The following is a 15,654-nucleotide window of genomic DNA, read 5'->3' as shown; positions in this document are numbered from 1 at the left end:
GCGACGGACGCGGTCGTGCCGGCGGTCCAGGCGCCGTCGTACCCGCGGTTGAACGGCCCGGTCGGCCCGGGCTCGAACCCGGTGGCGGCGAAGAACGGCACTGGCGGCTGGTGCGCGAGCCGTCGTCCGTCGATGGTCACGACGACGCGGAGGTCGGCGACGTGGAGCGCGTCACCGCCGCGGTGTTCGAGGACGAGTTCGTCGCTGGCGGCGTCGACGCTGAGGCTGACGCGCGCACTCGGCGCGGGCTCGTGGGGGGCGACGCCGACCGCGAACGCGACGGCGACGCCGCTCGCGAGGACGACCGTCAGCGCGACGACGAGCACGACGCCGACCGCGGGACTGACCGCGCGGTCGCTCGCGGGCGGCGGCGCGTCGCGAGCGCTGGGCGGCGGGCTAGGAGGCACGCCGACCCTCGCCGCGGCCTCCTACAAGAGTCTTCGCGGCTAGAACGGCCCGCCGACGGACACGTCGGGTTCGGCGAGGGTCTCCTGGCGGTAACGGTGGCCGGCGACGCCGAGCGCGACGACGCCGGCGAGCGCGGCGAGGTAGTTCGGGAGGTACGCGCTCGAACCGAGCGGCGGGTTCGCGGTCTGGGTCTGCATCACGTCGAGTCGCACGTCCGGGCTCCCCTCGTCGGCGGGCGGCAGCGAGGCGTTCGCCGGGCGGACGACGACGACGGTCGACGCGCGCAACGCCGCGGCGTCCTCATCGGGTAACTCGGCGTCGGTCGGGTACGCGTAGTCCGAAGCACCTTCGCCGACGGGTACCGCGTACGTCCCGTCGTTCTCGAGGGCGTTCACGTAGAGCGCCTGCCCGCGCTCGGTGAGGTTCTCGTAGTACCGGACCGTGAAGTTCTGCGCTCGTGCGTCCGCGACACCGTCGAAGTACGGCGTCGGCCCGTCGACGCCCGGCTGACCCTGCCGGACCGACGTCCGATGCACGCGCTCGTCCGCCGGCTGCACGGTCAGCGCGAACCCGAACAACGGCAAGCTCACCAGGACGAGCACAACCGCGAGACGACGACCATCCATACCCGCACACACCACTCACGCAACAAAAAACCGCCTGATACGACGCGAAAACAACCGCCTCCCGCGTCGCCCCCACACCACGAAACCGGTCAACCGCCCGAAACAGCGGCCTGGAGGCCGCCGTACGGTCGTGGAGTCAGTCAGTGCCGCAAGAAACGGCGGCTTGGAGGCCGCCGTACGCTCGTGGAGTCAGTTACTCCATGTCGACGTACGTGAACCACTCCTCGTGGTCGTCCGTACGGCCTTCGACGAGGTCGAAGTACGCCTGCTGGAGTTCCTCGGTGACGGGTCCACGGGTGCCGTTCCCGATGGTGACGTTGTCGACCTTGCGGATGGGCGTGACCTCCGCGGCGGAGCCGGTGAAGAACAGTTCGTCGGCGGTGTTGAGTTCGCCGCGAGAGATCGAGACCGTGTCGTGGACCTCGTAGCCGCGTTCCTCGGCGAGCGTGATGACGGTGTCGCGCGTGATGCCGTCGAGGATGCTCTCCGAGAGGCCGGGCGTGTATATCTCGCCGTCGTTCACCATGAAGAGGTTCTCGCCGGGGCCCTCCGCGACGTTCCCCTCCTTGTTCAGGACGATCGCTTCGGGATAGCCGTTCCGGCGGGCCTCCTCGCCGGCCAGCATCGAGTTCACGTAGAGGCCGGTGGTCTTCGCGTTCGTCGGAATCTGGCTCGACGCGTGCTTGCGCCACGACGACACCATCACTTCGATGCCGTTCTCGAGCGCGTCCTCGCCGAGGTACGTCCCCCACGGCCAGCACGCGATCGCGGTGCGCGTCGGGCAGTCGCCGGGCGACACGCCGAGGCTCTTGTAACCGTAGAACGAGATCGGGCGAACGTAACACGACCGGAGGTCCTGTTCGCGGATGAGCGTCTTCGTCGCCTCCGTGATCTCCTCGGGCTCGTGGTCGATCTCCATGTCGTACGGCTTGCAGGACTCGTAGAGCCGGTCGACGTGCTCCTCCCAGCGGAAGAGCGCCGGGCCGTTCTCGGTATCGTAACAGCGTGCGCCTTCGAAGACGCCGCTCCCGTAGTGGAGGCCGTGCGTGAGGACGTGGATCTGCGCGTCGTCCCAGTCCACGTACTCGCCGTCCATCCAGATCGTGTCGACGTCCATCTCGTCGAAGCCAGCCATAGTCGACGAATTGAGTGCCTAGGATAAGAGTGTACCCGGTTTCGGTTCGCGCAAAAGTATCCGACGCCGGCCGTCTCCGGGTCGGTCAGCGGAGCGCGGCGACGAGGTCGCTGCCTTCGACGTAGGGAATGCCTTCGCGGTCGGCGTACGCGCGAGCGTCGGTGGGGCTGGTGGCGCCGCCGGTCGCGTCGTCGAGCATCTCGCAGACGACGGCGGCGGGGGCGACGCCGGCGGCGTCGGCGAGTTCGAGCGCGAGCTCGGTGTGGCCCTCGCGTTGGGCGGTGAGGTCGGGGGCGGCGCGCAGCAGGTGGACGTGGCCGGGGGCGCGGAACTCGCCGGCGAAGTCGAACGCGGCGGCGTCGCCGGCGCGGGCGTCGCCGGCGGCATCGGCGAGGCGCGCGATGGTGAGCGCGCGGTCGTCGTCCGTGATACCGGTGAAGGTGTCGACGTGGTTCACGGTGAGGGAGAACGACGAGCGTTCGTCGTACGCGAGGTCGTGGTCGGCGGCGAGGTCGTGGTCGATGACGTCCTGCGCGAACGGGAGGTCGTACGCGGCGGCGACGTCGTCGGCGAGCGCGACGCAGACGAGACCGCCGGCGTCGTTGCGCATCCGGCGGACGGCGGCGGCGTCGACGCCGCTGGCGGGGTAGACGATGTCGGTCTCGCCCTCGCGGTCGGCGGCGTCGTGGATGCAGACCGGGTCGCCGCGCGCGAACGCGGCGATGGCAGCGTCCACCGCGTCGCGTCGACTCTCGTCGGTGGCGGCCGCGTCGTCGGCGGCACCGGTCCCGCTGCCGTCGGTCGCGGTCGCGTCGTCGCCGGCGTCGTCGGTGGCCGGTGTTGCGTGGTCGGTGTGGGTCATTGCGTGCCCTCCACGGTGACGATGACGTCGTCGTCGTCCGCCAGGTCGAGGACGTCCCGGAGCTTCTCGGGCGCGATGAGTTCGAGCTGGTCGTCGTCGTGATGGGTGCGTTCGGGCGCGATGGTGTGGACGGTCTCGTGGACGTCGCCGTCGGCGGTCTCGACGGTCGCCGGATAGCAGACCGCGGGGCCGTACGTGCGGTCGTCGTCCTCCCAGCCGTCGATGGGCACGGGGTCCATCGCGTCGAGAGCGCGGCGCCGGCGGACGCTCGCGTCGGTGAGGTCGACGTTCAGCGTCCCGGGGAACGGTTCGTAGCCGAGGCGCTCGGCGAACTGCGCCATGTATCCGGGGAGGGTGATGTAGTGGCGGCCTTCGCCCATCCCGCTGGTGACCCGCCCCTCGAGCTCGACGGTGGTGTGGCCCTCGAAGATGCTGCGGTAGTCCTCGTACTCGCCGCGGAGGCCGCGTTCGCCCGCGTCGGTGAGTGCGACCCACTGGCCGTCGTTGACGGTCTCGCGGGTCACCCAGCCCGCCGTCTCGAGGCGCTGCAGGCGTCGGGAGGCGGTCTGCGTGGAGGCGTCGAGCTGCTCGGCGAGGGTCGTGCAGGTCGTCTTGACCTCGCCGGTGAGGGCGCCGTCCATCGCGAGGCGTTTGGCGACGGCGACCTCGTCGTGCCCGACGTCGGACGTGGTCTCTTGCATACGAGTTGGTTCGAACCCACCCCGGATAAGCATAACGAATACGGTATGCGTCTCGAATCTGTTATAGCTTGTTCCGGGGGCGTGACGCGGCGGCAGGAACGAGACTCGAGTTGGAAGTTTGTTCGACGGGCGCTTAAACGCGTCGGTCCGTTCAACGACGTCAGGCAAGAGCGTTTATTGTGGTCGCCGCCTGAGTAGGCTCAACGGCGCAGGCACCGACCACGCCGCCTGAGTCGGGGGAAACAGACCGTTGCAATCGACGACAGCGACCGTCCTCCACGTGACGACGAACGAGCACGACGCGGCCCTCGAGAGCACACTGTACGACGTTCACCACGCGGTCGACGCGGCGACCGCACTCGACGTCCTCGACCGCATCGACGTGGACGGAGTCGTCCACGACGCCACCAGCGACGACTGGCGCCTCGACGTGCTCGAAACCGTCGCCGACGCCACCGACGCCGCCGTCCTCGCGCGGACGCCCGACCCAGACGGCGAGTTCGCCGCCGCCGCCAGCGCACGCGGCGCCACCGGCTACTGCACGCACGACGACGACCTCGCCTCGCGCATCGCGGCGCACCTCGACCGATACCCGACCGCCGACCAGAGCTGGTACCGGCGACTCCACGACGCCGTCACCGACCCGGTGGACGACGCCGACGAGACCGCGCGCCGCCTCCTCGAGGTCGGCTGTGACCGCCTCGACCTTCCCTACGGCTTCCTCACGAGGTTCGACGCCGACGAACAGCACATCGCCGTGGCCATCGGCGACCACGAGGCCCTCCAGACCGGAAACAGCGCCCCCATGGCCGACTCGTACTGCCAGTACACCGCCGATACCGACGGTGGCTACCTCGCGATGGACGACGCCAGGGAACAGCTCCCCGCCTCGAACCCCTACGAGGCGTTCGAACTCGGCTGTTACGTCGGGGGACTCGTCGAACCCGACGGCGAGGTCTACGGCAGCCTCTGCTTCGCCGGCGACGCCGCCCGCGACCGCGAGTTCGACGACGCCGACCGCACGTTCGTCGAGTTCGCCGTCGAACTGTTCGAACACGAACTCGAGCGCGACCAGCATCGCCGCGCCATCGAGGCCGCCAACGACCGCTACGAGGCGCTACTGGAACGCATCGACGACGGGTTCTTCGCGCTCGACGAGAACTGGCGGTTCACGTACGTCAACGAGCGCGCCGGCGAACTCCTCGGACGCGACCCGGACGCCCTCGTCGACGAACGCATCTGGAGCGAGTACCCCAGCGAGCAGGCCGACCAGTTCCGCGACCGCTACGAGCGCGCGATGACCGAACAGACTCCCGTCGTCTTCGAGGAGCACTTCGAACCGCTCGACGCCTGGCTCGAGGTGTCCGCGTACCCCTCGCCCGACGGCCTCTCCGTGCTCTTCCAGGACGTCACCGACCGGAAGCGATACGAGACGCAACTCACCGACCTCCTCGACGCCGTCCGCGACCTCTACGGCGAGACCGAGCGCGAGGACATCGCCCAGCGGGTCGTCGACGCGACCCACGACATCCTCGGCTACCAGTACGTCGTCGTCCGCCTCCACGACCCCGACGCGAACACCCTCCCACCGACCGCGACGAGCGACGCCATCGACCGCGACGCCCCGGACCGCCCGACGTACGACGTCGGCGAGAGCCGAGCCGGTCGAGCGTTCGAACGCAACGAGGTTGTCGAGGGCGAAGCGTACCTCCCCGACGTCCACGGGCCGTTGACGAGCGCGCAGTACTACCCCATCGACTCCCACGGCGTCCTCACCGTCGCGACGCGCTACGACGAGACCGACATCGCCGAGAGCGACCAGCGGCTCGCGCAGATCCTCGCCGCGAACGCCGCCGCGGCACTCGACCTCGCGACCCGCCAGCGCGCGCTCGAACGCTACGAGTCCGTCCTCGAGAACGTCCAGGACATGGTGTTCGTCCTCGACGAGACGGGCGTCATCGAGTACGCCACCGGCCCGCTCGCCGACGCCATCGGTCAACCCCGCACCGGCCTCGTCGGCGTGCACGCGAGCGAGTTCGTCGACGCGGACGTCGCAACTCTCGACGCCGCCATCGACACCCTGCTGGACGGCGAGGACGAAGACGCCACGTTCCAGTTCGAGCTCGTCGGCGTCGACGGCCCCGTCCCGATAGAGGTCGACGTCAGCGTCCTCCCCGGCATGCACGGCGGGGACATCGTCGGCGTCGTCCACGACATCAGCGACCTCACCGAGACGCGCGCTCGCCTCGAGAGCGAGAACGCGCGGTTCCGCCAGCTGTTCGAGTCGCTCCCCGACCCGGTCGTCGAGAACCGGTTCGTCGACGGCGAACCGGTCGTCGAACGCGTCAACCCCGCGTTCGAGGACGTCTTCGGGTACGACGAGCGCGAACTCGTCGGCGAGCGCATCAACGACTACATCGTCCCCGAGGACCGGCGCGCCGAAGCCCGGTCGCTCGACCGGAGCACGACCGACGCCGCCCCCGACGAACCGACCGTCGTCTCCAGCGAGGTCGTCCGCCAGACCAGTCAAGGCATGCGACACTTCCTCTTCCGCGGCATCTCCTACCTCGACGGCGACGTCCACCGCGGGTACGGCATCTACACGGACATCACGTCCCAGCACGAGCGCGAACGCCGCCTTCAGGTCCTCAACACCATCCTCCGGCACAACCTCCGCACGGAGATGACGCTCGTCTCCGGGTACGTCGACGAACTCGCCGTCGAATACGACGACCACGACCTCGCCGACCGCATCCGCGACGCCGTCGACGAGGTCGTCAGCCTCAGCGACAAGGCCCGCGAACTCGAACGCGCGCTCGAGGAGACGCCCGAGCCGGCACTCGTCGACGTCGTCACGCACGTCCAGAACGGGATCGCGGACGCGACGAACGACCACCCCGACCGCAACGTCACGTTCGACGCCGACTCGGCGACCGTGGTCGCCGACCATCGCCTCGAGATCGTCGTCAAGAACCTCGTCGAGAACGCGTTCGAGCACGGCGGCGGCGAGGTCACCGTCTCCGTCACCACCACGGACACGACCGTGGAGATACGTGTCGACGACGACGGCCCCGGCATCCCGGAGTTCGAGCGGGCACTCGTCAGTGGCGACCGCGACATCACCCAGCTCGAACACGGCAGCGGCCTCGGGCTCTGGATCGCGACGTGGCTCCTGAACGCGTTCGACGGCGACCTCCGGTTCGAGAACGACGCGAGCACCGTCGTCGCCGTCGTCCCGCGCGCCCCGACCGACGCCCAGGCCGCGCTCGCCGCGGAGTCGGACGAGTCCGCGGCAACCGAGGACTGACCGGCGGACGTCCGGTTCCCGAACGCGACTGCCCCGTCCAAGCGCGACACCGAACGACGGGAACCCACGAGAAGTTTACGAACGTCCATTTCTATACGAGAACGAACATCGCTCGCTCACTCATCCGAGATAGTATCTGGGTTGCGGTCCCGGAACGTCCGCTTTCGTACGCAAGAATTACCATTCCACGCTGGAAACGGCTTACTGATGGGGACATCCATGCTCGCAGTACCGGCCGTGGCCAGCACCTCACAGTACACCGTCCCGTTCGTCGGTCTCGAACTCGACCAGACGGGCCTCACGATCGTCGGCGGCTTCCTCATCGTCCTGCTCCTCATGGGCTCGGGGTTCTTCTCGTCGTCCGAGATCGCGCTGTTCTCCCTGCCAGCTCATCAGATCGACGCGATGGTCGAACAGGGCAAGCGCGGAGCCCGAGCCGTCCAGACTCTCAAAGAGGACCCGCACCGGTTGCTCGTCACAATCCTCGTCGGGAACAACATGGTCAACATCACGATGTCCTCGATATCGACCACCATCGTTGGCTTCTACTTCGACCCGGGCGCGGCAGTCCTCGTCTCCTCGTTCGGCATCACGTCGATGGTCCTGATATTCGGTGAAAGCGCCCCGAAGTCCTACGCCGTCGAGAACACCGAACTGCACGCACGACGCGTCGCGCGCGGACTGACGGTCGTCGAGAAGGTACTGTGGCCACTCATCACCCTGTTCTACTACCTGACGACGCTCGTGAACAAGGTCACCGGCGGGAACGCGTCCATCGAGTCGACGTACGTCACCCGCGAGGAGATACGGAACATGATCAAGACGGGCGAACGCGAGGGCATCCTCGAGGAGGAGGAACGCGAGATGCTCCAACGCACCCTCCGGTTCACCGACGCGACCGCCAAGGAGGTGATGACGCCTCGCCTCGACGTGGCGGGCATCTCCACCGACGCGTCCGTCGAGGACGCGATCGACCACTGCATCCGCTCGGGGCACGCCCGCCTGCCGGCGTACGAGGGCTCGCTCGACAACGTCGTCGGCGTCTTCGACGTCCGCGAGCTGGACGCCTCGAACGACGACTTCGCCGACCTCGACGTCGGCGCCGTCGTCGAGCCGACGCTGCACGTCCCCGAGTCCAAGAACGTCGACGACCTCCTCTCGGAGATGCGCGAGAACCGCATGCACATGGTCATCGTCATCGACGAGTTCGGCGCCACCGAGGGCATCATCACGATGGAGGACATGACCGAGGAGATCGTCGGGGAGATACTCGTCGGCGACGAGGACCACCCCATCGAGTTCGTCGACGACGACACCATCCTGGCGAACGGGTCGGTGAACATCGAAGCGGTCAACGAGGCGCTCGATATCGTCCTGCCGGAGGGCGAGGAGTTCGAGACCATCGCGGGCTTCCTGTTCAACCGCGCGGGTCGGCTCGTCGAGCAAGGCGAGGCGTTCGAGTACGAGAACGTGACGCTCCGCGCGGAAGGCGTCGAGAACACCCGCATCCAGAAGGTCCGCGTGACCGTCGACCGCGACCCGGACGACGTGGTCGACGACGTGCCGCCCGGCGACGTCGAAGGACGCGACTGACCGAACGGAGACCGCGGTCAGGCGTCCGCGAGCGGGTCCTCGGTCCAGAACTCGCTGTCCTTCCGGAGCTTCGGCACCCACGTATCCGAGTCCCGCGCGAGCAGTGCGACCCTGGACTGCGGGACGTCCGCGAGGTGCTCGTGCTCGGGCATGTGTTCCTTGACGTCCTCGGCGAACGCGAGCACGTCCTCGTGGTCCGGCATCGCATCACGGTCGAGGCGTCCTCTGGAGTGCCCGACGTGCATGTACGCCTTCAGCTCCACGAAGTCCGGCTTCGCACGCCGATAGAACGCCGCGTACCAGTCCGGGCTATGCATGTTCTCGCCGTTCACGAGCGTCGTCCGAAGCACCGTCCGCGTCTCGTCCTTCTCGGCGAGGACGTCCATCGTGTCGACGAGGCGCTCCCACGCGTCGTCGTCCACGGCCTTCACCGTCGAGTCGAACGTCGCCCGCTCGGGCGCGTCCACGCTCACGTAGAGCTGCGTCGGGTCACAGCGCTCCAGCACCTCGGGTTTCGTCCCGTTGCTCACGAGGAACGTCGTAATCGACCGCTCGTGGAACTCGTCGATGAGCTCCGGCAGATACGGGTACAGCGTCGGCTCGCCATCCAGACTGATCGCGACGTGCCGCGGCTCCATCGCCTGCTCGAACACCTCACGCGGCACGTTCTCGTTCCCGCCGTACCCCGACAGGAGCCTCCGCTGGAGCTCCACCGTCGCATCCGCGACCGCCGCCGGGTCGTCCCACTCCACGTCCCCTAACTCGTACGCGTGCCCCGCGTGATCGCGCCAACAGAACACGCAGCGCTCGTTGCACTTCACCACCGGCGTCATCTGCATGCACCGATGGGACTCTATCCCATAGAATGCGTATTTATAACAACGACCGTCGCCCTTGAGAGCATTGGCAGTCCAGCCGCACGTCTGCGCCGCTGTATGGTTCACGCTGTGGTAGTTTGGGTCATCTACCTGCATCGGCCCCCCATCAGAACCCTCCTCGTTCTGCTTGCCCGTCGAGGATTCCTCGACGGTATCCGATCCGGTCATTGGCGAGAAATGGGTGGCAAGGCTAAAACGTTCTTCCCTCTCTTTTCACCTCACCGTCGAACGAGTCCGATTCGGCAGATGACGCTCTCGGAGTCCATGCGTTGTTTAAACACTTTCAACCTGACAATCTTACTGTGCTGAATCAAGAGACTAGCTCGAAAACATCAACAGGCTCCATGTACAGACGCCGATTTGGATCTCCTGTTCAGTAGGCGTGCGAACATACCGAAGCGGCTCTGTTGAAATCCTATTCGTTAGACATCTCATCTGATGAAACTGCTGTTAGGTAGGCGTGCGAACGTATAGGTCTCAGGTTGAATCAGAGACGTGTACACCTAAGGTGCCGAATGCCGATGTTTGATTCCTTCTGGAATTGACACCCCTCGGGATTGTGGGCTATTGAATACGAGATGGTAGCAGACGTCTTAAAGGTCACACGACAGTATGATTAATTCAGACAATTATCGCCTGACGTTCATTCCATTAGTTGCAATGACCTTATGAGGTACCAAAAAGGGTTTCAGCGGATATCGATAATTTGTGGAATATGGTACGACGCCGGGATATATTATCGATTGCAACCTCTGCGTTAATTGGTCTTACCGGTTGTTTGAGCTCTTTTCAAGCAATGCCTGGAGGTAGCGGTCCACTCGAAGTCGGGGAAGACACGCGTGCGAAGGGTGCTCCAAAGGAGTTGGCAATCACCGAACTTGAAGGGGACTTTGAATATTTCCCGAGTAATGACACAATCCGCTACCCTGCAAAGCGATCCGGGGGAGAAGTCATCGAGTACGATTTTGGCCCGTATGAGCATTGGGCAGAGCAAGAAGCACACGATGCGGCTATTAATGCGGCCGGGAATGTGTTTTCACCTGCAATTTCCCAGCGAAACGATGTTTGGGTTGAAGCTGCGCCTTGGGAAACTTCTATGCGTAGAGATCTTCGGGTAGTGTATTTAGAGAAAGTTAACGATGAAGGAGATGTTGTCGAAGAGCCGTCCATCGACCTACAATCTCTCATTCAGGAAGTTCCAAGGACTGTCGAAGTAACAATCAAGTATGACGGGAACATGGATGAATATATATTCCCTGTCTATGTTTATAGAGCCGAGGGAAAGCACGTTTTTGGAACTACGAGAGAGAACTGAGAGAATTCTGTGTTCTTTACCGGAAGTATCCTGGGAGATATCGTTCAATTGCTTCGGCAGTATTGCCCCCATCACCCCGGTAAGTGAAACAATGATTGCTCACTCCCATGATGTATGCTCCATCTCCGCTAGACGTCCTGCCGAATATACCGCCACCTGAGTCGCCAGATTTCACTGCATCGTTTAGATGGACCTATGACAAGGAATAGAGACACAGGGCCCACAGATACGGAAGCTGCATAGGACTCCACTACGAAGCACACCCCCTGTATCTACCGCTTCGGACGATCGAAGCCGCGGAGATTTCTCAGGGACGATTCGCGCTGTAGATTCAGCAGAACTGCTGGAATCTATCCACGATTGAGGGGTTCAACACGGCGCAAGTCCGTTATGGTGCGTATGTAGTTCCGCAGCGGGGGCAGCATATCCAGTGTGATTCGAGTGGTTCATCGCACGAGCCACAAGAGTCGGGTGTTAGAGGCTTCGGAAGCGATTCGACAGTCGTTCTTGTTTTGGCTTCTAAGTTTCTCCAGAGAGCGTCTGTGTCAGAGTGATTGCAGACTCGATTGACGCCGTTTCCTTCTCGACGGTGCCCCAGCAAGAACTTGATTTCCTCGTCGTTTAGCCCGTAGTCCTGTTTCATGATTGTCGTCCAGTAATGGCGGAAGTTATGTGGGTTCACGGGCTTCCCGACGTTCGCTCGATCGGCTGTTACCTCGAGCATTCTACGAATTGTACCCTGACACAGCGGCTGGTCGAGATTCGTGAAGTGATGGTCAGGGTCACCAACGAACAGGAATGCGTCAGGATTGTCGCGGAGAGGATGGACGTCCAGCCACTTTTTCAGGTATGGTCTCGCGCCGAAAAGCGGACGTCGACGATCCCGGTCTGCTGCTCCCTTCAGCCCATCACGGTTCGTGTTCAATGTCAGAATACCGTCTCCGGGATTGATATCCTTGATTCGAAGACCCTGGATTGCGCTGATACGTTGTCCGGTGTTCAAGAGGAGTTCGAGCAATGCTCGATTCCGAGCACCTTCGACCTGTGTCCTGAGTGCCTGAATATCCTGACGTGAGAATAAATTCTCCTCGTCATATGCTGCGCCACTGGAGTTGCCATACACGGTAATTTCGTCGGGGTGTGCGATTCCCCAGTACCAGAAGAACGACCGCCCGGCAGATTGCGTCACGATGACGGTCGCTCTTGCTAGACCACCCTCCTTGATGTTTGGATTCAACCCGGCGTGAATCCCATCCATGGCCTGATTGAATTGTTCAGCATCCAGTTGGAGGAGATCTGGCGAGACTCGTTGTGCGACCTTTCGCATCTCACGGAGATACGATTCGACAGTCGCTATCGCAAATGTATCTGGTTCACCACTGGGTGTGATGTACTCGAACTCTGATTCGCGAGGATGAAGCGCCGACGCCCATTCGGGCAAAGCGTCAGTCGTTTCCTCAGGGAGAGTTCCGTCTTCGCCGTACTGTCTGATTCTCGTTCGTTCACTATTGAGTTTCTTCACTGGGCCTTGAGCCATCGTAATCTCAGTCCAATTGTCGCCTTTGGCTCCGGTCATCACGGGAGCCAGTTGGTTATGAAAGCGCTTCTATACCTCATTCGGTGTGTTGAGCTGTCGACGGAGAACCCCCGGTTCTGCCTGGGCGCCTCACCACTGTAGGCGCCGATAAATCTGCTCTTGATAGTACTTAAGAAGTGGCTCCTACGACAACTCGTCCGTCCTCGTGCGTTCGACGCTCCCAATTTCGAGGCGCGAACCGCCTGGGCGATTGTTGCTCATATGCACCAATCGCACGTTGCGCTCGCGGACCGGCACACAGTGTAGCAGTACGACTCACCATAGTTGGTCGTCCTCTCTCGCGAACGAGGAGCAGTGTCACCTTGCCAAACAGTCGGCCGTCCGCGTGGTCTGCTCTCCCTGGTGTTCCCCTCGTCATCTTCGAAGAGGGTCGGCAGGGGTCAGAACCTATACGACGCCGCTTCGCCCACCTGGTCACCCCCAAGCTCTACCCAGCGCATGCGTCTGGGTGCTTGAGGATGGTGTGAAATGCATTTCGAGGAAACCCTTTGTATCTTTGAACTATGGGCAGTGGATCAGTTCAGTTCGTACGCGGCATCGAGGTGCGCGATATCATACTCGCAGCTGATGATGAACCCGTAGCACTTCCCCTCGCCCTCCAGCGCGTTCTTCGTCCACCCACACGTCTGCGCGGCCGTGTGATTCACGTTATGATAGTTCGGGTCCGACACCTGCATCGGCCCGCCCTCGGCGTCCTCGCTGTCGCTCATACCACCCCCGAGCGCGTCCAGCAGTGAAAAACACGCGGTGTCCGCTCGACGCACTCGCACCGCACAGTCACCTCGGTCCAGCACGAAACCCGCCGCCCCGCAGAAACGGCGCGCTGGAGCGCGCCCTATGCGTGCTTAGGCCAGTTCCTCCACGTCCTGGAGTTCCACGAACAACTGGTCGAGGACCGCGTCCGACTCGAACCCGACGTTCATCGCCGCCACCCCCACGTCCACCATCCACTGCTGGAAATCCGCCGACAACACGTCCACGTCCGACTCGAACAACACGTACAACCGCGACGGCTCCCCCTCTATCGGCGAATCCACGTACTCCGTATCCGCTACCTCGTCCATCTCCACGACGTCGTGCAGGACCGCGTGATTGTTATCGTCAAGCGCCATACACGACACATCGGAGGGGACACACAAACCTCTATGGGAAAGCGTGGTCCCAATCACCAGGGCGTGCATCGATTCGAGCCACAATCTCGCCGGTGTACTCGCCCGAATCTGTCGACGCACTCCTTACCAGGCATACCTGTCGGACCTGACACTAGAACCAGCAACCCCACCCGACGACGTGAAGTCATGCATTCGTCTCTGTCACGCCGTTCCTGACCGACCTTGAGGCGTTCTGACAGGCACTGCAGCATCCATGGCGTCGCCCACCTGTGTTCGTCGCCCTCCGAGAGTAGGACAACACAGAAGCGAGTGGGATGCAACGTGGGGCGTATGCCCTCCAGACGAGATGCGGTCATCAGCTTGCTCGTCGGACTTGTTCACGCCGTCGCGATGCTCGCCGTCGCACTCCAACTCGGGTATTCGGTCGGACCCTCCGAGTACTCGCTGCTCGGTCTGAGCTGGCGTTATGGTGGCCTCGTCTTCGTCGCAGCACTCCCAGCGTGGGTGGCCTTGCGGTATCGCATCCTCACACCACTTCTCGCGCTCGTGCTCACGAGCGGCTACGTCCTGGGGATGGAACTTACCCCGCCGGGACCGACGTTCCGGGACGTCGCCGAACTCGAACGACTCGACGAACCGACCGGAATCATCGTCGTCGAGAATGGCCTGTACATCGTCCGATACATGCTCAACGCGTCGGTCTGGACGGTCGGGTTCCTCTTCCTTGGACTCGTCGAATACACGGCCCGATGGGCGTGGGGGTGGCTGCCTACGACACCCTCCGACCGGACCAGGATACCGGTTCCGGCCTCACGACGGACGGCGGTCATGGTCGCCACCGCTGCCGGCGTGCTTCACGCCATCGTCATGGTGTGGTTCGCCGCGCGGCTTGGAGTGACCGCGTCCGGAGGCGTCGAATGGCTCCTGTACACGGTCAGCGCGCTCGGGATGTGGGTGCTCGCTGCGGTCCCGATGTACCTGCTCGTCCGGCATCAGTTCGTCGCACCCGCAGCCCTGTTGTCGGTCTTCGTCCTGAATGACGTCCGAGCCGAGTTCACGGCCAGTGTCGACGACCCGCATGCCTTCTACTTCGGGGCCTGGTTCGTCTTCCTCGGCATTCTCCTCGCCGTGGCCGTCGTCGAGTACGCACTCCGTCGTGCATCTCTACGGCGACGTGTGCGGTCGCTCGTGTGACGCGGCGAACGCAGCCACTGACTACCCGAACGAGTGCCCGCCTGCGATGGCCGCCAATCGGGGACCCGCTAGCTGCATGCAGCGGCTGGATCGGACCCGACGGAACTGCCGCTGATCGAGTCGTCGTCGAACCGGCCGCGGTAGAGCGGCCCCGTCTCTGTCGCAGCAATTCGCCGAGGCTTCGACACCCGTTTCTGCGTACTGGACGAGGAATCGCTGGAAACCGGTTCAGTCTCACTCCTCTTCCGACCATTCGGCCTAGTTTGTCCACAATCGAATTCACCCGTCAAGAAGCGTCTATGGCCAACATACTCCGATCTCCACTCGCCTCAGAAAGTCATAACCGCCCGGAACGTCCGCAAGAGAGGATCGGTACGTCGGTCGGCGGGGAACTAGGGTGGGTTCGATTCGGGTGGTCTCTCGGGGGTGGTGTTTGAGATTTCGGGGGTGAAGGGGTCTTCTGTGGGGGTTCGGTATGTGCGTGCGCGTTGGGGGATTTTGATTGTTGTCTTCGGTTGCGTCTTCATAATCGGTTCTCGTCTAGTGGTTTCGGGTCGCTGGATTCTGGATTCGTTGTTGTCCGTCGCCGTGGTCGAACTCCGAGATGGTGCCTTGGAGGTTCCTGCCTGGAGTTTCAGACGACCGCCCACGGGATCGATCCCACTCCGATTCGTTCCTAGTTCCCATCCAGACTGCTGATAGAGGTCTCCTTGCGGACGATACGGGCGATTATGAACGCTGGACGAGCGTCTCTGGACTCGCGAGAGCCTCGCTCTTTCCCAGCGCGACCGTCCTGCCGGTTATGGAAGTTACAAGGCTAAAACCCCGCCCTTCAGGGCGGGGATACAGCCGACAGCTCCTCCACTAACCATATTCGATGGCAATTCCGGATATTCCACGCCTCAGTCGTTGCGTTTAAAACTCGG

General features: G+C 63.5%; 11 protein-coding genes and 2 pseudogenes. 4 read left to right on the top strand and 9 right to left on the bottom strand.

The features are described from left to right. Nucleotides 1-284: 284 nt before the first annotated feature. The 5 genes and pseudogenes from LI336_RS20560 to LI336_RS14255 all read right to left on the bottom strand — a co-directional run. A pseudogene (locus LI336_RS20560) lies at nt 285-407 on the bottom strand (archaellin/type IV pilin N-terminal domain-containing protein); the annotation flags it as partial. Nucleotides 408-446: 39 nt separating this feature from the next. Next, complete coding sequence (locus LI336_RS14270) at nt 447-1,034, bottom strand: hypothetical protein (protein ID WP_227133813.1); 588 nt, start codon at nt 1,032-1,034, stop codon at nt 447-449. A 193-nt stretch (nt 1,035-1,227) separates the two neighbouring features. Next, nucleotides 1,228-2,169 carry a branched-chain amino acid transaminase gene (locus LI336_RS14265; RefSeq protein ID WP_227133812.1) on the bottom strand — a complete coding sequence of 314 codons (942 nt, stop codon included), beginning with the start codon at nt 2,167-2,169 and terminating at the stop codon, nt 1,228-1,230. Nucleotides 2,170-2,254: 85 nt separating this feature from the next. Then, a complete protein-coding gene (gene ribB, locus LI336_RS14260) occupies nt 2,255-3,031 on the bottom strand; it encodes a 3,4-dihydroxy-2-butanone-4-phosphate synthase (RefSeq protein ID WP_227133811.1) in 777 nt (258 codons plus the stop codon). Then, entirely contained in the window at nt 3,028-3,732 is a 705-nt protein-coding gene (locus tag LI336_RS14255) for a DUF120 domain-containing protein (protein ID WP_227133810.1), read from the bottom strand. The genes ribB and LI336_RS14255 overlap by 4 nt, the downstream gene beginning before the upstream one ends. A gap of 250 nt (nt 3,733-3,982) precedes the next feature. On the opposite strand from LI336_RS14255, the gene LI336_RS14250 reads away from it, so the two are divergent. Beyond that, nucleotides 3,983-7,039, top strand: a complete 3,057-nt coding sequence (locus LI336_RS14250; RefSeq protein WP_227133809.1) for a PAS domain S-box protein — start codon at nt 3,983-3,985, stop codon at nt 7,037-7,039. A gap of 207 nt (nt 7,040-7,246) precedes the next feature. Continuing rightward, entirely contained in the window at nt 7,247-8,632 is a 1,386-nt protein-coding gene (locus tag LI336_RS14245) for a hemolysin family protein (protein ID WP_227133808.1), read from the top strand. A gap of 17 nt (nt 8,633-8,649) precedes the next feature. Here the strand turns inward: LI336_RS14245 and twy1 are convergent, their stop codons facing one another. Next, complete coding sequence (twy1, locus tag LI336_RS14240) at nt 8,650-9,678, bottom strand: 4-demethylwyosine synthase TYW1 (protein ID WP_368408387.1); 1,029 nt, start codon at nt 9,676-9,678, stop codon at nt 8,650-8,652. A 628-nt stretch (nt 9,679-10,306) separates the two neighbouring features. On the opposite strand from twy1, the gene LI336_RS14235 reads away from it, so the two are divergent. Beyond that, on the top strand, nt 10,307-10,825 hold the full coding sequence (locus LI336_RS14235; RefSeq protein ID WP_227133807.1) for a hypothetical protein: 519 nt from the start codon (nt 10,307-10,309) through the stop codon (nt 10,823-10,825). A gap of 388 nt (nt 10,826-11,213) precedes the next feature. Here the strand turns inward: LI336_RS14235 and LI336_RS14230 are convergent, their stop codons facing one another. The 3 genes and pseudogenes from LI336_RS14230 to LI336_RS14220 form a co-directional block, all read right to left on the bottom strand. Further along, nucleotides 11,214-12,401 carry a tyrosine-type recombinase/integrase gene (locus LI336_RS14230; RefSeq protein ID WP_227133806.1) on the bottom strand — a complete coding sequence of 396 codons (1,188 nt, stop codon included), beginning with the start codon at nt 12,399-12,401 and terminating at the stop codon, nt 11,214-11,216. A gap of 590 nt (nt 12,402-12,991) precedes the next feature. Beyond that, nucleotides 12,992-13,132: pseudogene (locus LI336_RS14225) on the bottom strand (4-demethylwyosine synthase TYW1); the annotation flags it as partial. Nucleotides 13,133-13,267: 135 nt separating this feature from the next. After that, on the bottom strand, nt 13,268-13,534 hold the full coding sequence (locus LI336_RS14220; protein ID WP_227133805.1) for a hypothetical protein: 267 nt from the start codon (nt 13,532-13,534) through the stop codon (nt 13,268-13,270). Nucleotides 13,535-13,924: 390 nt separating this feature from the next. Between LI336_RS14220 and LI336_RS14215 the strand changes: the two genes are divergently transcribed. Continuing rightward, the gene (locus LI336_RS14215) at nt 13,925-14,728 is read left to right on the top strand and encodes a hypothetical protein (protein ID WP_227133804.1); all 804 of its coding nucleotides are present in this window, start codon (nt 13,925-13,927) and stop codon (nt 14,726-14,728) included. Nucleotides 14,729-15,654 lie beyond the last annotated feature (926 nt).

This window comes from Halorubellus salinus, assembly GCF_020567525.1.
Taxonomy (GTDB): domain Archaea; phylum Halobacteriota; class Halobacteria; order Halobacteriales; family Natrialbaceae; genus Halorubellus; species Halorubellus salinus.
Note: the sequence above shows the minus strand (reverse complement) of the source record. Positions and strands in the feature narration are given on the sequence as shown.